Here is a 21,173-nt window from a genome sequence, read left to right as displayed (position 1 = left end):
AAACATAACTATCATTGTGGTTACTAGTCAAATAAAAGGGATAATTGTAAGTAAATAACAACTTAGAAATTAAGACTCTTTAATTCACATGTTATTGGAAGGTTGATTTTCAACAATATGTCCCAAATCATAAATAAAGGCGCATCTCTTAGAGAAATGCGCCATATCATATTATGGGCCAGCAAGATATTTTTTCTGATTGATCTATTATTAATATAGTTAATGTCTTGATAGCCTTTACCTCCTTCTTACACTTCGGAGCAGTTCCTCTGACTTATTTATAAAGCTTTTCCAATCGCGGCTGATTTTCATATTCATTCCAAAACCCACATTTTGAAGTTTTAATTGTAAATCTTCAAAATCATTTTTGTCATTCTGTGTTAATACACTAAACTCATACAATTCATTGTGAGGGTATTGTCGTAAAGCAACATCCAGTTGCTCCATAGTCAGTCGTTCACCATTTGAAAGCCAGCCCGAATATTTACCAATCTTAGTTGCTACATCAAATCCATTTAAAACATCGCTTAATTGAGTTGTAACTAAGTTAGGGTCAGACCAATCATTCCTTTTTTGATGTTCTATTAAACCATCAAGTTCAACAAGATTATATTGCACTTCTGAGTAAAATAACTCTTTATGGACTAAACTCATTTTTTGATATCCAATAACCAACCAAACAATCAAAAGTGCGTTTACTACTAACGAAACACTAAAAATGGTTTTCTGTTTTTTAATCACATTACTCCCCCTTTATGATTGCAATATAGATTTGAGATTCTTTTCATAATATCAAACACTAATACATTAATTTACCAATCTAATTATACGGAAATCGTCTGTTTAAAGAAATAAAAACTAATAGAAGAATAGGCTATATTGCACCTGTTTTATCGATTATAGACCTAAATCAAAAAAACTTGTTATTCCACAATCTAGCCCTAAAATGAATAATGGCACATATCTATATTTCAGATATGCGCCAGATTGCTGAAGATTCGAATCATAATAATCTTAATAGAAAGTAATAACAGTCTTCAAGAAAACTACCCTATAGTTGAAGAAAAGGAAACGAAATATGAAGAATCTCCCTTAAAATATCTCAAACTACAACTTTGTACTTTTGATAATAACAGCTGTAGGAAGTGCTTTTGCTTTTTCATAAGAATACCATCTATTTGAGTGCCTTTGGATATCTTCATCGGACAAACAAACATCCTCAACCACTCTTTCAATTTTAAATCCATTGTTGATCAATGTATTGATATATGTACTCATTCTATATTGTTGCATGATTGCAGGATGAGTCCAGGCTTCATGATAATAAGAACCTTCCTCATGATAGGATTTATTAAAAGTTAGGGTACCGTTTATATTATCAACACGGTTATAAATTGGATGTTCCCAACTAAAGATAAATATCCCACCTTGCTTTAGATATTTATTAACATTTGTTAAAGTTTTATCTAGATTAGTGGTCCATCCTAGTGCGTATATAGAAAAAACAACGTCAAAATAATTAGTCGGTAAACCAGGATTATCCTCCATAGGAGATTCAAATAACTTTACTGGTGAGTTGCAATTTCTTAATAATATTTTTGCTGCATCAACCTGTTTATTTGACAGATCCAACCCCCATAATTCACCAGCATTCTTTTGGTCCATATATTGTAAAGAATGCCCACTACCACAACCAATTTCTAATACCTTTAAATTTGTAACATCTCCAAATAAATTTAATTCTTCCTCACTAGGTGCCAGTGGCCCATATTCGGGAAGGGGATTTCGACCAAAAAAACGATGTGCTATTTCATCCCAACTTTGCTTATTTATAGTAAGAGACTCAACATCCATTTCCTTAAACCTCCTTAATAATCATAGGAACATATATTCTTTATAAGTCGTCATTTTCCTGCAAAAGCTACCTATAAATATACAGTTTTTTATTAAGTCTTATACAATTAAATGGCCCTAAAATGATAAAGACGCTAACTATTATTACAGATTAGCGCCATATCGTATTATAAGGTCAGCCAGTTATCTGGTTACCGATTTTTAATAAATTTTATAATTAAGGTAATGGGGATATCCTTAACTACATTCTTGCGTCAGATTACGGAAGATCTTTATTGGAAATTGTACAGGACTATTAGTGAAGAATTTTAAAGGTGGTAAAGATCATATTTGAGTATAGCACTCTGTGAGGTACAATAAACAGGTCACTCGAAAGGTCAGATGTTTTATTAAAACAATTGTCGGCTCGTCATCCCATTTAACGTAGTTTGAAATTACCAGATATAATATCTACAATTAATTCATGATCGCCAGACCCAATGGTACCGATAATTCGGTCATTAGATTTTTCTTCATAGCTGACACCATCTAATTTAACTGACCCATTACCTGAAGTAGCTTTAAAATTTATATAAAGTGAGGACGGGGCTTTTATGTATTCAATATTTATATTTCCACTTGAAGCATTAGCAGATATATTACCAGAAGATTCCTCATTGTGTAAAGTAATATTCCCAGATGAACTATGTGCAGTAACATTACCTACTACATTTGTTAAATACATGTTACCAGATGCTACTTCAAACGATGAAGTAATTGCTTCCTGATCATCTACTGTAATATTACCCGATGCTGTTGATGTAGAAACTTTATCGGCTTGCACGTCTTTCGTTTTAATATTTCCTGATGCAGTATTTACTGTTATTGATTCATATATCTTTATAGGTAAAGATACTGAAACAGTAATATCCACTATAGATACACCAATATTAGAAATCGTATTTTGGTTTTGAAATTCTACCTTTAACACATCATTTTGTTCTTCTACGTCTAGTTTAAACTTATCTTTCAGCTTTTCACTAACTTTACCATTCAGCTCAATGATAAACCTATCATCGTCAGAAGGCTGAAGCTCAATATCAGTTGATGTGAAGTCAATTTCTAATTTATTGATCTCTTCATTATTAACTACTTTTTTTTCATGTAAATCTACAGTATTAGATATAAAGCTACTTTCTATTTTTTTGATCTCTTCATTTTTAACTACTTTTTTTTCATGTGAACCTACAGTATTAGATATAATATCATCTGTTGCATTTATTACAACAGCAATACTAATTACCCCTATAAGTAACACAACAAGTAATCCAACCAACACCTTTTTCATGTTTTATCTCCTCCAGTTATTTCTTATCAACTCTTTCTTTGAATAATTCCATTGCTTAAGAGAATAATGATAAGCTCTGATTCAAGATCATGATAAATATTCTATACACATCCTGGTGCATTTCCTGAGTGTTCCACTTATTTCCTTTTGTAAACCACCCATATACATATTTATATCTTGATCTAGATTCGGAATGAGAAGTTTAATCTCAGCATACGGAGTATACATCTAATCTATTGTTTCTTTTTTATTTTTCAGAATATAATGCTCTATCCAATGTCACTAAATCATTTATAGATGTATACACTCCCCTTGCAGAGTCCTGTAGGAAATAATCATATTAAATAAGATAACTGTTCTCTTAACATTTCCAGCCTCTCTTCACTTTCTGATACAAAGTCCCTTGCCCTCTTCTCGTATTAATCATTACCATTCACCTTTCACAATCTTATTTAAGATATTCGTAAAATTATTGATATTACTCCATCCTATAGATTCATTATTACTTAAGATAATAATGACAAATTCAGAATCAAGCTCACGATAAATATTTGTTCTATATCCATAAATATATCCATCGTGTTCAACTATATTTCCTTTTGTAAACCACCCGTACCCATATTCAAATCCAAAATAGCTGGAGTTAGAAGAAATCTTAGTATGAGGAGCATACATCTTAGCTATTGTCTCTTTTTTAAATAATTTTTCAGAATATAATGCTCTATCCCATGTCACTAAATCATTTATAGTTGTATACAAACCTCCCGCAGAATGAGTCAAGAAATAATCATATTGGATAGGATAAAGATCATTTTCAGATCTTATTTTGTCATACCCAATAGCTTTATTATCTTGAACGTCCCAGTCAACACTATAACCCGAATTTAACATACCTAAAGGTTTAAAAATATTTTTTCCTAAAAAGGACTCATATTTATCCCCAGAGATTTGTTCTATTATCATCCCTAATAATAAATAATTTGAATTACTATATTCATATTTTTCACCAGGCTTAAAGTTAAGAGGAATATCATTAAATAGAGCAACTGCTTCTTCTATGGTTGGCAATGGAAAAGGAATATTAGACCCAAAAGTTTTTTCGAAATTTTCAGTAAATTTAGGATGATTATCATTTACAATTCCAGATGACATTGATAATAGATGATGAATCGTAATCCCTTCCCATTGGGTAGGTCCATGTAAATAATTTGTAATTTGATCATCAAGCTCCAGCAATCCTCTTTCCTCTAATAATAATATTGCTGCTGCTGTAAATTGTTTAGTCAAAGATGCCATAATGAATTTGGTATCAAGTGTATTTGTGGTTCCTTGAACATGGTTAGCCATACCTAACGCTCTAGAGTAAATTTCTTTACCTTCTATACCTACATAAACAGCCCCTGAAAAATCATGGTATTTTTCGAAGTGAGTCATAGCATTGTCCAATTTGCTATATAAATCTATGTTGTTCGAACCTTGAATTATATCTAGGTCTGATGTAGTATTTTCTATTGTTGATTCATCAATAATGTCTGATTTTCCTGATAATTCATTCCCTTTTTTTGTAGAGTTCTCTGTAGAACACGCACTTATTATAAGTAAAAAACTAATCAACAAAATAAACAAACTTTTTTTCACACTAATCTCTCCTTGTACTTTTTTGATGATACATGAATTAATTAGATTAGATATAATTCTAGGTATATTTATTGATTGATTGATTGATTAATCAATCAAATTATATCATGGATTTTTTTCAAAATAAAGAAATCTTTGTAAAATTTCAATTGTTGTTTTTAGGGTATAAAATATGGGTCCGATTTGGACGTTCCCGTTACTTCTTCAATATAGCTCCATTTTATTGAATAACAGTTTCTTTTTAATGTCTAATATATTGAGATATGTTATTTATTGAGTAAAATATGACTTCTCAATGTCTCATATAACTTGTTTCATAATCCTTATTGGCAAAAGGACCAAAAAGTTTCATTTTATAAACCACCATATCCATTGTGTCGTTTAGAATTTTTTAAATCCCACCCCCTGTATCGTTTTCAAACCGTGTATGGGTCATATTCATTATGTAGATCAGCTCAACAAACATATAAGAGTTGTGGAAAAATTTGAGGAAATACATCGCATAAAATTCGAGGATATAATAAACGTACAAATAATATAACAGCCCCACATGCTTTGCGGGGCTGTTTTTTCATGGAGTGAATATCTTGCTGTATTATATATTATGTATTTGTTATATTTTGTATACGTAATTTTAGATAGTATGGTGATGTACCATATGTGCAGTTCCATTTCGAAAGAGTTGGAACTAATCGACTCATTAATTGTCCAAAAATAATAAGTTACACTTATCTGTATTTCAGATTTGAGCCATTTCGGAAGAAGAATTGAGTGTCTATTAGCTGGTATTGTATATATCTTCTTTGGTAAATTAGAATAAATTCTTCCAAAATATTTACAAGGGTATCTATAAATTTCTCTGGTTCATCATCCATAATCATATGTCCAGATTTTCTAAACTCAAAAGTCTTTGTTTTGGGATATGATCTGTATAATTCTAGAGATTTGTTCGGTAAACTGCTTGGAATTTCTGCATCTTCATTATTACCATAAAATACATATTTTTTAAAATTATTTTTCATTAGATAATCTGAGAAATTATAAAATTTAGACTCCTGCTTAATCCTCAATAATCATTAAGTGCAATAATTATATTATTAGGCAAATCCCTTAAATTACAGAAAATGAGCAAGTTGCATAGTTGCTAGTCCAAGCAATACTCAAAATTTATAGTGTGTACTTTAATAACCTTTTAAGGATGTGAAGTCATTTGAATACCTATTTATTTGTAATGACCATGGTATGTTGGGTGTAGTATGGGCTTGCTGAATAGATCCCATTTCAACAAGAAATCTTATATTCCTACTAGAATGTAAAAAAGACTATAGCAATACTGCCACAGTCTTTTGTATCTTAAGTTTTAGTTAGTAGTTTCTTTGTAAGGGTGAGTGCCACCGCCACCAGTAGTACCACCACTTGTACTACCACCTGAGCCACCAGCACCAGTGTTAGTATCATCATAGTGACTAGTACCGTTAGCAAAAGCTGATGAAGTTGATCCAGCTACAACTAATGCAACACCTAATAATCCTGATAAAACCATCTTTTTAATTTTCATAATATTATAATACCTCCAAATATTTAATATATTTACATATTATTAAAAGTGTATGTCGAAGTCAAGAAATATTTGGATTATTATGTATATATTTGTATTTAATACTTTGTGTAATCACTAATAGATTTAGGAAGATTATCATAACTGGATATATAATTCCAAGTTAACAAGAAAGGCAAATTTCTTACTATTAAAAAGTACACAATGCCGTGATGTCGAATGGTTAGCACAAATCATTTAATAAGTTTAGTGCTCCTATCCAAAGTTTGCTAAAAAATATTAGAACTATCTCTCAATTCAAAGGTACTATTGAAGAATGAGGACTATTAGATTTTATTTACTTAGAATCCGATGATTTACCTAATCCAGAAAGTTGCAGAAAAAGCTGATGGTACAAAAATAGAAACTTATGCTGTTACAAATTTTGCAGAAATATCTGAAGAAAAATCTAGTTCGATTGACAATGAAAATAATTTAAATATCACCAACCTCTCTGTAAATACTCAAAATGATAACAGTAATAATGTTTTCAAGGTAGCAGACGGAGATAAAAGATTCCAACAATGGGATTCTACTATTGGTGTTTTAGGCTATAGTAGAATCTATATTAACATTACTTACGATCCTCTCGGTAATATGTATAGACTTGAATCAGCAAATGGTGGTTGGGAAATTCATGACGATAGTTACTGGTTATCCAATATGCAGGTTACAATGGGACAAAAAGGATGGCATGATGGAATAGGTTATATTTCTTCTCAAGCCAAAGATTTTACTGTGAGTTACTGGAAAGTATATCCGCCATCTTCTAGGCTTCCAGTAGTTATTGATGGTGCACCTGGTCAAGGTGTTGGGGTAGCAGGAAGCAACAATACACAAATCCAACACTTCATGGACTTTCCAGATGGACGCTAATAATTAGAAATAATTTAGTGTCGAAATAATGGACTATACTTGTACTTCTTAAATTTTTAAAGGAGAAAAAATGCAGAAAATTAAGTTTATTTTTATGTTATTGGTAATATCTCTTATATCGTTTTCATTTCTATACTTTCAAGGAGAACACGATACAGATAAACTTAATACAATTGAACTTGATACAGGTGGCAAAACTGTTAAATTCTATGGAGAAAGCGAAAATTGGAAAATAGATTATACTGTAATCAAAAATAATCAGAGCAACCAATAGAGGCTCACATTTAAATACATTGGATCTACAAATAATTTAAATAAATTCTCCTACTCGATTGAAAAGTTAGGTCATACTGTTTCGCGTAACGCTGTTTTAGAAAATAATATTTATACTACTTCTCATGACTGCACTAATTGCTATTCAAGTATTAGTGAAAAAACTATACAAGTATATATTAATTGGGAGGAAGAAACTGAGATTATTGAACTTATTTCAGTTGAAGATTAGCAATATCACCAAGTTTAATTGTTTCTATATTTTTGACCTTTTAATAATCTAATTAATTTCCTAGTAATGAGCCACACTATTAATTAGAGTGGCTCATTTTTTGTAGCAGCTATTAAGGAAGGAATGTGATTTATGGGTAAATCATTTTTTACAGGTATCATATTCATATTAATAATTTTTATATCATCATATATCTATGATAATTTGCAATACGTTCATATTTATTTATTTTTGTGTAGCGCAATTCTTATTCTGCTTGGAATAATTATATCGGGATTCGGTGTAAGTGGTGACAGAATGAGAGCAAATCTAAATAGCGAAGATAAAGAAGATAAAAAATGGCGATTAAAATGGACAAAGAATTTAATGATTACTTCATTACCACCTCTCGCAGTTGGAATTATAGTATACTATCTTTAAAAATTCAGTTTATTTTCCATAAGTTTTATTTCAATTGCTACTTGCTTTTCTTCTTTTAGAAGAGCGCCTTTTTCTTTATTATAACCTCCCCTAATAATTATGATACCCTAACTGAAATATTTGCACTCCATAATGAGTTTATTAGTTTCAATTTATCAAAAATGAAGAAGTGGAACCTTCTTTTATTATTAGATGTCTACTTTACTTTATACCCCTTGCCTATGGAGGTAAAGTAATAGAAAACAATGAGCCCCTATCACACATCAGCCCCCAAGAGTGTTGTTATTTTTTCATTTAGCGAAGATGTACAAGCATGGACTGTGAATGTACTTGGAACATCTCATGATACAGGCCAAGTAGCCGATAATGGCGGTGGTACAACAGCAGGCACGGTAATAACTGCTGAAGTTGATTGGACAGAACTTTATCAAGAAGGTCAAAATCGTATTAATATCTATGGTCAGGATCTTAATGGAAATTGGAGTTCATACGAAGGTTGAGGTGATGTTATGAATTTACCTCCAAGAAAATATCGTCCGTTTGTAAGTGATAAAGATGGCCTATCACAAAAAGACTTTTTACTGATAATTTCAGTTGGAGTCTTTTTTCTTTTTGTTTCAATTGGATTATTAATCCTTTTGATAAATAAGAAGTTAGATGTAATGTACCTTGAATTATAAGATATAGTCACACCTGTAATGATTGGAGTTACGACAGGTATCTTTGATGTGAAAATTACTCAAGAAATACGGAAGCCCAGGAGTGAGTCATTAGCATTACAAGAACAAAATGATGAGACTTATCAAAATTACGATGATGAAGGGAGAATTTAATTATGCCTTATAACTATATTGTAAATCATATTCCTAAGAATACACAATATAACCGTAGACCTGCTTACCCTATGACACCCGAATACTTGACATTACATAATACAGGAAATCCAGAATCGAGTGTTAAAGATGAAAGAGGGTGGCTGACAAATCCAAGCAACAAGCGCACAGCCTCTTATCACCATGCCGTAGATGAACATGATGTTGTTGAATGCCTCCATTTAAATGAAAGCTCATGGAATGCTGGCGATGGTAAAGGAAATCGAAAATCAATAAGTATTGAAATCGGTGAGTCTGTCAATTATCAGAAGACATTAAGGAATACTATCGAATTATGTGCAAAATTACTTCATGAACTTAATTGGGGCGTAGGTAGAATGAAAAGGCACTTTGACTGGAGTTCAAAGGTATGCCATAGGTTAATGTACGACAATGGTAAATGGACTGGCTGGTATGGATTTGTTGGTGAGGTACAAAAAGAGTTAGATAGTTTAAAGAGAAAAGCAAACACAAATATAAAAGGAGATGAAGATACATTGAATCTAGATGACTATAAAACTGGTGTATTAGGAGATGCGTTGGAAACTTTAAATGAAAAAGGATGGCTCTACCCTAAGTGGGCTGAAAAAGCTAGGAAGAAAGAGTTAACAGTTTCTGAACTGTTGTGGCTAAACACCGTTGTATTGTCCAGAGCGCTAGATAAAAAGGAGGAGAAGTAATATGGATGCGATTAACTGGGTTGAGATAATTCAAGGTACTCTGTATTTGATCGTTGGGTTACTTGTTCCATTTGTATTAACATACATAAAAAATAATAACCACACAGAGAAGTTTAATAGTGTGTTGGAATATGCTGAGATTACAGTTTATGCGATGATTTAAATTAAAATCCTTACGGTAAAAGCTGCTTTATCGTAAAATTCCTCTCCCTTATCACTCATTATCTACATTCTTCTCTTGTTCTGATTCTTCTAATATTTCTACTTTTGTTGCTCCTACTTTTGGGGGCTTTGTTTCAGCAGCTACTCTTTCATGCCAAACCTTAACCTTTTGACCAACAGTTAGCTCATTATATTCATCTTTATCAATAGCAAAATAAGCTGATTGATTTTCTTGTGCTTCTGATATTAGATCTTCCTTTGGTTTATCATTAATATCATCTTTAGAAATATTACTAATTACAAGGATTTCAAACACTTCACCATCTCTTTTTTCAACAATGTAACCTTCGAATGTTAGATTTGTCGCTGAACATGATACAAGAAGAGATAAAACTATAGCAGTAATCGCATATCTAATTAATTTCATATAGAACCCCTCTAATTCCATTTTACTTGTTACTTATTCATTGTTCAATTATTCTGGCAATTGAATTAATGTATCATTAGTATAAGGGACGATATCATATAATTCCATTGCGTCCATTATTTGAGTGTAAAGTCCATATGTTCCACCTCCTCTGGATGGAAATTCACCCCCAGAATGTATACCGTGTATTAAAAAATTGTAAGGATCGTATACTATTGAACCACTGTCTCCTCCTTGAGAAAAATCATCTGAGCTGAGATTATCATTATTTATCCTTGTTACTTTCGCTCTTCCCCATTCGTAATAAACATAGGTGTCTATGTACTTCACGTATCCGCATGTTACTTTTGTTACATTACCTGATTTACAAAGTAGATAACCTGTTGTAGGTCTATTGTACCCTGAAAGCTTTTGATCATAATCATCATCGTCTTCTGCCCACGAATAAAAGTAGTCAGAGGCTCTCCGTCCACATGGGAGTGCGTTTTGTAGCATCCAGAAGAATCGAACCAACATCTAATTCAGCCCAGAGTCCGATAGTATGGTCAGTTCCTACTCGTGAAGTGTATTGATACACTCCACTTTTATCTCCGTTTAAACAATGACCGGCTGTTAATAAAAAGTATCTTACATCTTTTTTTGCTACACCAGCAGAAGTGCAATTGCCCAATCTATCACCAGCATCATTAAAAGCAATATCTACACCCATTTTTGTCCAATTTCTTCCCCTGGAAATTTATGGTTTGTATTAGATGAGAATGAGATAGAGTAAATTAATAGTACGATCTTAGAAGCTATGGAGTTTACACAAGAAGTGAAGTGACTGTAACGTATTTTGAAGATGGGGCCTTTAAACCGTGCATGGGTCATATTCATTATGTAGATCAGCTCAACAAACATATAAGAGTTGTGGAAAAATTTGAGGAAATACATCGCATAAAATTCGAGGATATAATAAACGTACAAATAATATAACAGCCCCACATGCTTTGCGGGGCTGTTTTTTCATGGAGTGAATATCTTGCTGTATTATATATTATGTATTTGTTATATTTTGTATACGTAATTTTAGATAGTATGGTGATGTACCATATGTGCAGTTCCAATTTTTCATTTCTGAAGAACTGGAACTAATTGACTCTCTAATTATTGTGTGTAATAGTATATTTTCACTCTTCGAAAAACCTAAATCAATCAATTCTTCAGTTTTACTACTTTCCCAGAAACAGGATTAACTATAAATTCATATAGTTCTCCATTCTTTAAATTAATTACATCAAAGTAGTAAAAGCCCCCTACAAAGTAATAATCGTGTATAGTCCCTATGGCATACATGACATCATCTTCATCCGGATAATAAATTACACTGTTTTCATATTCTGTTTGTATTAGAGCTTCCACCTTATTGTATGCAGCTTTATAGGTTAGGTTAGGTTAGGTAGAATAGAATAAAAAAGTATTAATGGCCCAATATAAAACAATAGTGATATATAAATAACTTTTTTATACTTCTTATTTAATAAACTAAAAAGTAGAGTCTTACTTTCACTATCAAAGGATTTATTAACTATGTAAGGTTGTATAAAAATAACCATTTAAAACACAAGCGAATAAATAATATTTTTATAAAAATGCTCATTAATGTAAGATAATATTACAAATTCTACTGAACTAAGCACAATAGCCGCGTAAAACCAGACTTTTCTCTTAGACATCATTGTTCAGGTCAAATTAGCATAAAAGACCTTAGCCCTCCTCAAATCACTTTAATTTCTATTACGTTTCTTATATAGAATAGCTTCTTATTTGAGCAATTATATTCAATAAAAGTAATAATACCCAACACCATACTAAACCATGCATAATATTGATTCTCTTTTTTTAATATTGGAAATAATACAATTAAATTGCTCCAACCCCAAACGAAATTATCATATTTAATTGTATAATAGTCTCTTTAAATAACATTAGTTCCTCCTCAGTTACATTAACAACCTAATAGCCATACTATTACTTGTGTTTCCTTAATAGGTTAAGGTAGAAAGGACTCTACAATTAACTTTACTAATTAACTACTTTCCCCGCCTCATATCGAAAAACCTTAAATTTAAAAGGCATTAACGACTAATCTACATCAGTAAGCTTCCTGTGCTTTCTCAAATTATATATCCCACAGATTAAGTAGAAAAAAGAACTCAAACCAAAGATACTAAGTGTAATTACCAGGTTGAAATTGAACTGAGAGAGCACAATAGCAAAAATAATTAAGATAAATGAGTTAATCAAGTTAAATACATACTTAGGAGTGCTTTCCATTATTAAGCCCTTTCTGTTCTAAAGTTTTTTATATCTCTAAAATTTAACTTAATAACAATTATTTCAAAATCTCACTTTGAGCAATCGTTTTTCTCTAATCAAAACTTGTTCACAACTTTATACTATAGCACTAAAAATTTGAATGTGAAATAAGCAATCAAAGAAAGACGCTTTTCAGTATCATTTCTGAAAAGCACCATTTTGTCGAATAACATTTTCTTGTTCTCCATTAATAAGATGAGCTTATTTCTTTACTAATGGACTAAATAATCATTATGTTTTCTAATAAATTGAATATGTAGACAGTTGCCAGTTTCATAGGTGATTAATCATACATTTACTATATAAAAGAGACAATTTTAATCACTTTAAGATATCACTGAAAGGAATGGACTCTTATGGCAGATTGTCAATGTAAAGGGAAGACCAACAATGAACTAATGTGCAATTGTCAATTTGATACGATAACTTTGTCGGATAATAGTTCATCTACATCTTTTATGAATATATCCTTAACAACAGAAGCTTTAAAGGTCACAAAAAAAGACTTGGTTGTTAAAATTGATACAATGATAGATATACGAAAGATTGCTGTTGCAGGTGGCACCCTTAATGTCAACTATGTTGTTGAACGAATATCAGGAGGCAATACTACAACGTTATGTAGGTACAATGTCTTTGAACAAATATCCAACCCCTACACATTAACACCTAATAATACAGTATGTGATGAACCAGGATTAGGTTGTCATATGTACCAACTCTCCCTTATAGATGTCGGATCAACCCCTTCCTTAGAATTAGAAAGTAATTGCCGATGTATAAATGTCACTACTTTTCAAAAAGATAAATAAACACAAGAACTGCCCTACTAATCAAATAGTAGGGCAGTTTCCATGTCACCATGACCAATGTAATACATAATATGCTTTCCTTATTTGTAGATGCATCCAATAAGAATAATGGTTATTCAACACATTTTCTATTATGTTTCTTAATTATTTCTTCTTTCGACGGTACTCTTAAGCTTTAGTCTACATAAATATTACCATTGCGCATATTGTAAAATTGGTGAATTCACACCTGAGAATAATAATAATTGGGGTCGATTTTTTTGGAGTTTTTGTGGGTCAAAAGTGGGTCAAATTGTAGTAGAGAATTGAATCTCACAACTTGACCCACCGTTTTAACCCATGTAAACGTTGTTAAATCAACATTTTAATATTAATATAAAGTCATACATTGGTCACGTTCCCAAGGATGAACATGTGTGCGGAACACGCCTTCTAACAGAAAAACGTATCATACGAAGTTGATAATACATATAAATCAATACTTCTAAAAAAGGCAGCATGCAAAATAAATTAAAAAAATCGATTCCTAGTGGGCAATTTGTGGGCAGTTATTTCTATTATAGTCAGACGGCTCATAGACCCCGCTTTTTTTTCAGACATGTGATAAGGACTGTAATTGCGCAGTCCTCAATTTAGAAAAGATAAATGTTTTGTTTTCCATTGTTCAACTTTGATAACTAACCCCATGAATAAATGCTTAAAGTGATAATTGTAGGCAAACACCATTTTATCCAGTCACCAAACAATCCAATCTGAGTTCTTTTTTTTTGCCTTTAGAACACAACTCAACTTGTGTTTACTAACACCTCCTTTTGCAAAAACTTTTTATGCAAGAAATTCGGGAAATAATTAAATTCCCCCTCTTCAAAAACTTTATTATTCAACAAAGTATTAAAATATGTATATTTAATAAATATTTATTTTAATAGAACACTGTCATATCAACGTTTATGAAAATGTATTGGTTCCTATAGTTATGATTATGTAAACTAGAATTGAATATTGTATTCATTGATATACAATGAAGCTGACGTTATCACCCGCCAGCTTCTGAAGAACCTTCTTTATTCTAAGATAATTGAATTACTTGCAGTGAAGGTTCTGAAAAAAGAACAGATGTGCCTGCGTTTAGTTCGGTAGAAATTACATCATTAGCGTTTAACATTCGAATGGTGGTCCTTGATAATAAGAGAACTAAACTATCAGGATTAGAATCTTCTGCTCTCATCGTAGTATCATCCTGCTCAATACCATTTATTGTGATCCGAATACTAAAATCTAGGGTAGCAATATCACCAGCATCTTGGGCTCTTGCATTCACAGTAAATGAAATTTCATAGTCTCCGGTATTTTGCACAGTTATGGAGCCATTCAAAGGATTAAGAGTTGTCATATTAAAAGGGCCCGGCATATTATATCCATTTGTTGGAATGATAGGATCTCCATTATCTATCGAAAATGGATCTTGATCATCACGTAAAACACCATAAGATAAGGGATTACCTGGTAGTCCCATTGGTCCTTGTGGTCCCTGTGGTCCTTGTGGTCCTTGTGGTCCCTGTTTTCCTGGTGGCCCCTGTGGTCCTTGGGGTGGAGGTGGGACAACTCTACATTTACAATCTTTTTCTTTCATTATTATTTTCACCTTCTATAATTGTTTTTACTTTATATGTATGGATATTTCCTACAGAAGGTTGGACTAACATATATAACGTGACTAAAATGTGTAGAAGTCTATGTTAATTATGTGTTTTCAAATAAGTTTCTATAGTTGCTATTATGTAAACTAGTTTTGTATACGGTATTCAATGATATACAACACATAAAGTAGGAATAGATGGACTATTCCTACCTTATGTGCTTTTACGGGACTGTAAAAAGAATGGTGGCTGCAACACCATTATCTAGTGGTTGACCCGTATCAGTGGCAGTGATCCTTACAGATAATAGGTCACATTGGGAAACGGAGAAATTACCCGTTGCAGTGCCGCAACAATTTTGCAACCCTGGACTTGGACCTTCTACCGTTGCTACAATTCCTGTAGTACTCAACGACGAACCACAAAAACTATCTATAATAATCTGACACATTACAGATTCACCCATTGTTATACTATTATCCCTGGTACTAAAAATCAAATCTGTAATGGTTGCATCTTGTGCAATGACTACATTATTTTGTGCGAAATTACCTGAGGTACCGAGCCCAACAAAATTATCGGGACTTAATACTGTTGATACTGATGGAGCAGCTAATTCAATCTTCATTACTTCTGGACCTGGTGGTCCTTGCATACCCATTGGTCCCGGTGGCCCTTGCATTCCCATTGGTCCTGGTGGCCCTTGAGGTCCCTGTGGCCCTTGAGGTGGTGGAGGAACGACCCTACATTTACAATCTTTTTCTTTCATTATTATTTTCACCTTCTATAATTGTCTTTACTATATATTTATGAATATTATCTATAGAAGAGTGGACTAACATATATAATGTGACTAAAATGGACTGAAGTCTATGTTAATTGTGTATATTACCAAAAGTTCCTATCGTGTTCATTATGTAAACTAGATTTGAATATTATAAACATTAACATTCAATGAAGCTGGCGTTTTATACCAGCTTCTTTAAATTTCAATTAAGGGGCATGCACATATCATTGACAATCTCTCCAGTGAAGCAAGTTGCTCTATTACCAACAGTAGGTGTACCATTCTGTATAATTGAAACAGCTCCCGTTGCTTGAAGTAGAACCTGTACTCCTTCACCTGTAAGTAAGTCTATTGAAGTACCTACGCTTACACAGCTCATTTCCCCATCTTCGTTAAACGTATATGAGTTGCATGCAATCAAAGATGGACCTACCTCCAATTTTACTATGCTAATCTGAATATTCGTTCCTTGATTACCTTGCACAAGTGCACTGCTAGTGAAATGATAAATACCATCACATGGTGCAGTGAATGTTGATGTTTGTGGGTTATAATTACCAGGTGGTTGTACACAATCATAAATTTCATTTTGAAATTCGATTATGGCAGTAGCAGGTACGTCCTGTTGGGCGTTATTTTCGGCTCGAAAACTAACAATCTTTGGGGTACCTGTTGGTCCTGTTGGTCCTGTTGGTCCTGTTGATCCTGTTGGTCCTTGGATACCCATTGGACCTTGCCCTCCAGGTTTCCCCGGTGGCCCCTGTGGTCCTTTCGGTGGTGGTGGAACCACTCTACATTTACAATCTTTATCTTCCATTAATAATTTCACCTTCTATAATTATTTTACTTTAATATATGAAATATTTTCTATAGAAGGTTGGGCTTTCATATATAACGTGACAAAAATTTACTGAAGTCTATGTAAATAAGAGGCAAAGGAAGCTAAACTATGATAAACCTCAAAGTAGATTCCTGATTATGTAAAATAAAATAGTTCCAATTTTTCATTTATGAATAACTGGAACTAATCGACTCACTAATCATTGTGTTTAATTAAAACCTATGACAATGTTATAAAAATTCTTCAGTAATCAAGCTATCTGGCTCTGCTAAAGGTTGAGGTGTTAAAAAGGGCACGTTTTGAATGGGTTCTCTAATAAATAATTCATAGACTAATGTTTCATATTCAATCAATACTACTATCATACAAATAAAACTTACCATGGTCATCACAAATAAATATGAAATCATCGAAGTTTCAACCTTAAAATGTTATTTTAATGTATACTATTTACAAAATAATATTCTGTATGGACTAGTATCCATACAGCTTGCCCGTTTTCTGTCGTTTAGAGGACTTCTCATTAATAATGGACTTATTCGACTGATTTTCTATCTACGCATTTCATCTAATCTCTCTAAATCATCTACTATTTCTGATATATTCTCTTCTGCAAGTTGAGAAGCTAGATCTGACCCGGTTCTAGATAGGAATTGGGATAAGAAATACCTCTTTTTAGAATAAAGTAGAGTTACTAACAAAATAAACAAAGTTTCATCACTAAATATACCCATTTTTTCACCTCCATAGTTTAATGCAATATACTATGTTACAAAAATGGGTTCGGCCAGAAGCCTAACTATAACGAATAATAACGCACCACATGTATATGGGGGTAATAAATACACCCATCCAAATTAGAAAAGGTTAGTAGGGCTTTGTACAATACAATAATAATAAATTTAGTGGTCATTATTCCTAATTCTTCCCCAAATGCTCAAAAATTCTCAGAAATATATTTAATAGAATTATATAATATATTTTGGAATAAGTAGAATACAATCATTTACACAGGAAAAGCATCTAATAAAAATCGGATCATTTATTATTAGATGCTTTACTTTTAATAAGTCTTACCATAAAGTCCCAACATTCCTTGATTAGGTTATATATTTAGGCTTAAATCAATAAGCCCCATAACAGTAATTGTGCTTATTTTTTTAATTCAACAATAAAGTCCAACAAATGACTATACTCGATTGGAATTTTATTTTCAATCTCATAATTATCGTCATTAATAATTAGTACGTTCTCTTCATTTTCACCGGCTTCAAGCAAATAGATATTACCAATAATCGGATCAAGATATAGGATTTCATAATTATTTTTTGGATTAAGATAATTCTTATTTAATACTTTAAATGTTGGATCCGTATCAAAAGTTAAAATACCTAACGTAAATCCATTTTCTTCACTATAAACACTGTATAGAGCCTCTTTTTCATTCAACAACAATGAGCCTTCACTTTCAATGTAATACATATCTTGTGGAGGAATATCGGCAAATGGTTCGTTTACTTTATAACGAAAGTTTTTGTCATAGACAAACATTTTCCCGTTATTCCCTAAAATGTATGCGTGATCTTTATTGGAATATATCGGATATAGTTCGTTCGCTGTACCATCAAACTGTTCATAATCAACTATTCCCTCATCTAAGTCAATCAAGCCAATGCCTGGATTTTCGTAAACCCCTTGTTTTACCTGACCAGCAACCCCATATATAACTTTATTCTGAAATTTCAACAGAGGGCTCCATTTAGGTGCATGACCATATTCAGTCTCAAAACTTTTTTTTCTAGAATAGTTCGAAATGGACACATTGAATCCATTAATCTCAGCATTATAATTTTGATCACCCGTAAGATGAGACACTAATGTCTCGAAAAGAACGTCTTCACCATAATGTTTAATATGATTTACTCCAACTTCATAATTAAAATACGGGATGTCAACTTTTTTAAACTGCTGTTGATAAATATCATAAGTATAATAATAGTTATCAATTGTAGCTTCACCAAATAAAGAAATGAAAAGGTGATTTAAATTATTTGGTTTTTGATGCATATACATTCTACGAAAACTCTCATCAACAATTTCATATTCCTGAACCACTTTGCCATTCTCTGTAACCTGCTTAATAATTGTATTATCTTGACCATTTCTACTATCTCTTGGATAAAACAGCAGGTATTCTTTTTCATCGCCTTTTAAAGATTTTGGATTAAAATTCTCAATTCCATGTATCACACTGCGCTTAGTTTGGGTATTGCTTTTTTCTGTACCACTTAAAAGAATAACCAACAATAAGCTCATAACTGTTAGAACAATAATAGTGAAAAAAAGAGCTCTTTTATTTTTCATAATTCACCTAATCTAATTAAAATTTTGTTGGTAGTGTAGTATCCCACTCTTTTACTAAACGAGTGTTGGCATCTACTACAATATCTGAAGGAATAACTGCAAGTAATCCATCAATATGAAACGCTCTAGAAGATTGCAAATTATATCCAACTGAGTCCCACTGAGCGTTAGTCAACTTTGAGCAGTACCACTCATCTTCTGACCAAATATCAGTTCTTATTCTATAATCTTCTCCTACTTGTTCTATTCCGTATTCTACAGCTGCTTCTCGTTCAGAAGCAGTCGCGTTAGTCCCCAACTTCCATATTGCTAAATAAGACCACAAAAGAATCAAATGGAAAAACATAAAGAGGCATGCAATAAATCGAGTTGCTTTAAAAACTTATGGTCTTATTATAATAACTTCACTTGCTACCACAAATTGTGTATTTTCGGGTGCAACATAAATCCATACTTTAACTTTGCTTCCGATTGTCAGTTCAGTAGCATCAACTAAATTTCTTTGATTTCCTGTTTGTGTGTAAATTTTTGTTTCACTTTATAATCACTACCCTATAACTCAATACCAATATTTCAAATTTTTATCATTCATGCTATCCTTATTACGGTGAATCTCCCTAAAATAAATAAGACGCTTATCTATATTTTAGATGAGCGCCATATTGTGGAAGAACTCTTCATTTAATATAACCCTAATGAAAATACATCATATAAATTCCTGCTAGAAATATACGAGTTTTTTCGAGTTTTTTCGAATTCCTTCATGAATAAAACATAGTGAATGTAAAAGTTTAAAACTAACTTTGTTATACTCATACTTCTCCATCTATTCTGATTGTGCCGTTTTTAAAGGTCTTCCTTAAACCTCGTAATTCTTAAACCCATCTTTTAAAAAATGAGTACTTTGCTTAAATAGTTCATCAAGCCAGCTTAACTTTGAGAAAACATGGTTGGCACCTTGTATAAAATGAATTTTGACATCATTGTCTTGATAGGTATCGTAATATTTTTGTCCATATTCAGGTGGAACAATTTGATCATTTGTCCCGTGAATAATCATTAAAGGTCCCTTATAGGAAGTAATCCCATCATATAAATTACGATTCTTTAGATCCTTATAAAAACTTAGACCAAGTTCAAGTCCTTCTAAATCAACATTTCCGTTTGGTAATTTTGGGTATTGTTCAAAGTATGCTTTTGCTTTACCAACCATGTTCCCAGCTGGACACCATAAACAAACTTTATGTATTTCATCAGGAATTTCTTTTGCCACTTGTGTAGCTATAGCACCACCCATACTATGTCCCATAAGCATGATTGTTGATGGATCTACCCAATCTATTTTTTTTACCATTTTTACAATTTCTAACCCTTCAAGTATCTTACCACTAAATGTCATCTCTGCAAAGGCTCCATCACTTTCACCAGAACCGGAAAAATCGAATCGAACGCTTCCTATACCGTGCTTCATCAATTCTCGTGAAAATCGTACAAACAGAAAATTGTCATCTATTTTAGAACCAGTAATCCCATGAAACAGAATAACAATAGGATATACTGATTGACTGTCCCCTAATGGTTTGTGAGCCATACCTCGTAATGTTAACCCTATCACTTCTATTGATATTGGATATTCCATAATGATCAACCATCCCCTTTTCTAACTTTCTTAAATAAATACGAATAGATGTGTTTACCGGACAAGACATATTATATCTCTTTCACTGAATATATAAGAAAATTACTCTGTTCTCCTTTAAAAAACTATGTGGCATATCACTCAATACCAAAAACATAGATAAGAATATTTGAATTATACAAAAACTTTCTATTTATTAAAAGAATTTACACTCCAAAATGTTATAACATACTTTCATAATAACTAGTTTCTTTAATCTTTCGCTTATTCAAAAACATGGCCCTTTCAATAAATAAAGACGCCATTCTTCAAGAAAGGCGCCATTTCGTATTATAAGGTCATCCAGATTGATATTATCTGGTTGGCCTTCTTTT

25 protein-coding genes are annotated in these 21,173 nt (G+C 32.2%); 10 read left to right on the top strand and 15 right to left on the bottom strand.

Annotated elements, in window-relative coordinates:
* Positions 1–237 precede the first annotated feature (237 nt).
* From SLH52_RS09965 to SLH52_RS09950, 4 genes are all read right to left on the bottom strand, one after another.
* Positions 238–741 (bottom strand): hypothetical protein, encoded by a 504-nt coding sequence (locus tag SLH52_RS09965; protein ID WP_320209128.1) that lies wholly within the window; start codon positions 739–741, stop codon positions 238–240.
* A gap of 366 nt (positions 742–1,107) precedes the next feature.
* Positions 1,108–1,854, bottom strand: coding sequence for a class I SAM-dependent methyltransferase (locus SLH52_RS09960; RefSeq protein ID WP_320209127.1), 747 nt, complete (start codon positions 1,852–1,854; stop codon positions 1,108–1,110).
* Positions 1,855–2,272: 418 nt separating this feature from the next.
* Positions 2,273–3,181: a DUF4097 family beta strand repeat-containing protein gene (locus SLH52_RS09955; RefSeq protein WP_320209126.1), complete on the bottom strand. Its 909-nt coding sequence runs from the start codon at positions 3,179–3,181 to the stop codon at positions 2,273–2,275.
* Positions 3,182–3,607: 426 nt separating this feature from the next.
* Entirely contained in the window at positions 3,608–4,819 is a 1,212-nt protein-coding gene (locus SLH52_RS09950) for a serine hydrolase domain-containing protein (RefSeq protein WP_320209125.1), read from the bottom strand.
* A gap of 427 nt (positions 4,820–5,246) precedes the next feature.
* Between SLH52_RS09950 and SLH52_RS23370 the strand changes: the two genes are divergently transcribed.
* A complete protein-coding gene (locus tag SLH52_RS23370; RefSeq protein WP_413785509.1) occupies positions 5,247–5,360 on the top strand; it encodes a YolD-like family protein in 114 nt (37 codons plus the stop codon).
* 819 nt (positions 5,361–6,179) lie between these two features.
* Here SLH52_RS23370 and SLH52_RS09945 read toward each other — a convergent pair.
* A complete protein-coding gene (locus SLH52_RS09945) occupies positions 6,180–6,377 on the bottom strand; it encodes a hypothetical protein (protein ID WP_320209124.1) in 198 nt (65 codons plus the stop codon).
* 351 nt (positions 6,378–6,728) lie between these two features.
* Between SLH52_RS09945 and SLH52_RS09940 the strand changes: the two genes are divergently transcribed.
* The 7 genes from SLH52_RS09940 to SLH52_RS09910 all read left to right on the top strand — a co-directional run bounded on the left by SLH52_RS09940 (position 6,729) and on the right by SLH52_RS09910 (position 9,932).
* Positions 6,729–7,292 carry a hypothetical protein gene (locus SLH52_RS09940; RefSeq protein WP_320209123.1) on the top strand — a complete coding sequence of 188 codons (564 nt, stop codon included), beginning with the start codon at positions 6,729–6,731 and terminating at the stop codon, positions 7,290–7,292.
* 70 nt (positions 7,293–7,362) lie between these two features.
* On the top strand, positions 7,363–7,566 hold the full coding sequence (locus tag SLH52_RS09935; RefSeq protein ID WP_320209122.1) for a hypothetical protein: 204 nt from the start codon (positions 7,363–7,365) through the stop codon (positions 7,564–7,566).
* Positions 7,567–7,929: 363 nt separating this feature from the next.
* Positions 7,930–8,217 (top strand): DUF5316 family protein, encoded by a 288-nt coding sequence (locus tag SLH52_RS09930; RefSeq protein WP_320209121.1) that lies wholly within the window; start codon positions 7,930–7,932, stop codon positions 8,215–8,217.
* A 245-nt stretch (positions 8,218–8,462) separates the two neighbouring features.
* Positions 8,463–8,717: a hypothetical protein gene (locus SLH52_RS09925; RefSeq protein WP_320209120.1), complete on the top strand. Its 255-nt coding sequence runs from the start codon at positions 8,463–8,465 to the stop codon at positions 8,715–8,717.
* A 9-nt stretch (positions 8,718–8,726) separates the two neighbouring features.
* Entirely contained in the window at positions 8,727–8,897 is a 171-nt protein-coding gene (locus SLH52_RS09920) for a hypothetical protein (RefSeq protein WP_320209119.1), read from the top strand.
* A gap of 155 nt (positions 8,898–9,052) precedes the next feature.
* Positions 9,053–9,769 carry an N-acetylmuramoyl-L-alanine amidase family protein gene (locus SLH52_RS09915; protein ID WP_320209118.1) on the top strand — a complete coding sequence of 239 codons (717 nt, stop codon included), beginning with the start codon at positions 9,053–9,055 and terminating at the stop codon, positions 9,767–9,769.
* A 1-nt stretch (position 9,770) separates the two neighbouring features.
* On the top strand, positions 9,771–9,932 hold the full coding sequence (locus tag SLH52_RS09910; protein ID WP_320209117.1) for a hypothetical protein: 162 nt from the start codon (positions 9,771–9,773) through the stop codon (positions 9,930–9,932).
* Positions 9,933–9,983: 51 nt separating this feature from the next.
* On the opposite strand, the gene SLH52_RS09905 is transcribed toward SLH52_RS09910, so the two are convergent.
* Positions 9,984–10,358: a DUF3221 domain-containing protein gene (locus SLH52_RS09905; protein WP_320209116.1), complete on the bottom strand. Its 375-nt coding sequence runs from the start codon at positions 10,356–10,358 to the stop codon at positions 9,984–9,986.
* A 48-nt stretch (positions 10,359–10,406) separates the two neighbouring features.
* A complete protein-coding gene (locus tag SLH52_RS09900) occupies positions 10,407–10,874 on the bottom strand; it encodes a hypothetical protein (protein ID WP_320209115.1) in 468 nt (155 codons plus the stop codon).
* A gap of 303 nt (positions 10,875–11,177) precedes the next feature.
* Between SLH52_RS09900 and SLH52_RS23365 the strand changes: the two genes are divergently transcribed.
* Positions 11,178–11,333, top strand: coding sequence for a YolD-like family protein (locus tag SLH52_RS23365; protein ID WP_413785508.1), 156 nt, complete (start codon positions 11,178–11,180; stop codon positions 11,331–11,333).
* A gap of 219 nt (positions 11,334–11,552) precedes the next feature.
* Here SLH52_RS23365 and SLH52_RS09895 read toward each other — a convergent pair whose 3' ends face one another.
* A complete protein-coding gene (locus SLH52_RS09895) occupies positions 11,553–11,759 on the bottom strand; it encodes a hypothetical protein (protein ID WP_320209114.1) in 207 nt (68 codons plus the stop codon).
* A 1,313-nt stretch (positions 11,760–13,072) separates the two neighbouring features.
* Here SLH52_RS09895 and SLH52_RS09890 point away from each other — a divergent pair.
* Positions 13,073–13,528: a hypothetical protein gene (locus SLH52_RS09890; protein WP_320209113.1), complete on the top strand. Its 456-nt coding sequence runs from the start codon at positions 13,073–13,075 to the stop codon at positions 13,526–13,528.
* A gap of 1,069 nt (positions 13,529–14,597) precedes the next feature.
* Here the strand turns inward: SLH52_RS09890 and SLH52_RS09885 are convergent.
* The 7 genes from SLH52_RS09885 to SLH52_RS09855 form a co-directional block, all read right to left on the bottom strand.
* Positions 14,598–15,161 (bottom strand): hypothetical protein, encoded by a 564-nt coding sequence (locus tag SLH52_RS09885; RefSeq protein ID WP_320209112.1) that lies wholly within the window; start codon positions 15,159–15,161, stop codon positions 14,598–14,600.
* A gap of 230 nt (positions 15,162–15,391) precedes the next feature.
* Complete coding sequence (locus tag SLH52_RS09880; protein WP_320209111.1) at positions 15,392–15,937, bottom strand: hypothetical protein; 546 nt, start codon at positions 15,935–15,937, stop codon at positions 15,392–15,394.
* A 220-nt stretch (positions 15,938–16,157) separates the two neighbouring features.
* Positions 16,158–16,772 carry a C1q-like domain-containing protein gene (locus tag SLH52_RS09875; RefSeq protein WP_320209110.1) on the bottom strand — a complete coding sequence of 205 codons (615 nt, stop codon included), beginning with the start codon at positions 16,770–16,772 and terminating at the stop codon, positions 16,158–16,160.
* A gap of 575 nt (positions 16,773–17,347) precedes the next feature.
* Entirely contained in the window at positions 17,348–17,530 is a 183-nt protein-coding gene (locus SLH52_RS09870) for a hypothetical protein (protein WP_320209109.1), read from the bottom strand.
* A 418-nt stretch (positions 17,531–17,948) separates the two neighbouring features.
* Positions 17,949–19,160, bottom strand: a complete 1,212-nt coding sequence (locus SLH52_RS09865; protein ID WP_320209108.1) for a hypothetical protein — start codon at positions 19,158–19,160, stop codon at positions 17,949–17,951.
* A gap of 16 nt (positions 19,161–19,176) precedes the next feature.
* The gene (locus tag SLH52_RS09860) at positions 19,177–19,458 is read right to left on the bottom strand and encodes a hypothetical protein (RefSeq protein ID WP_320209107.1); all 282 of its coding nucleotides are present in this window, start codon (positions 19,456–19,458) and stop codon (positions 19,177–19,179) included.
* 561 nt (positions 19,459–20,019) lie between these two features.
* A complete protein-coding gene (locus SLH52_RS09855) occupies positions 20,020–20,799 on the bottom strand; it encodes an alpha/beta hydrolase (protein WP_320209106.1) in 780 nt (259 codons plus the stop codon).
* Positions 20,800–21,173 lie beyond the last annotated feature (374 nt).

Source organism: Cytobacillus sp. IB215665, assembly GCF_033963835.1.
Classification (GTDB): domain Bacteria; phylum Bacillota; class Bacilli; order Bacillales; family SM2101; genus Nanhaiella.
Note: the sequence above shows the minus strand (reverse complement) of the source record. Positions and strands in the feature narration are given on the sequence as shown.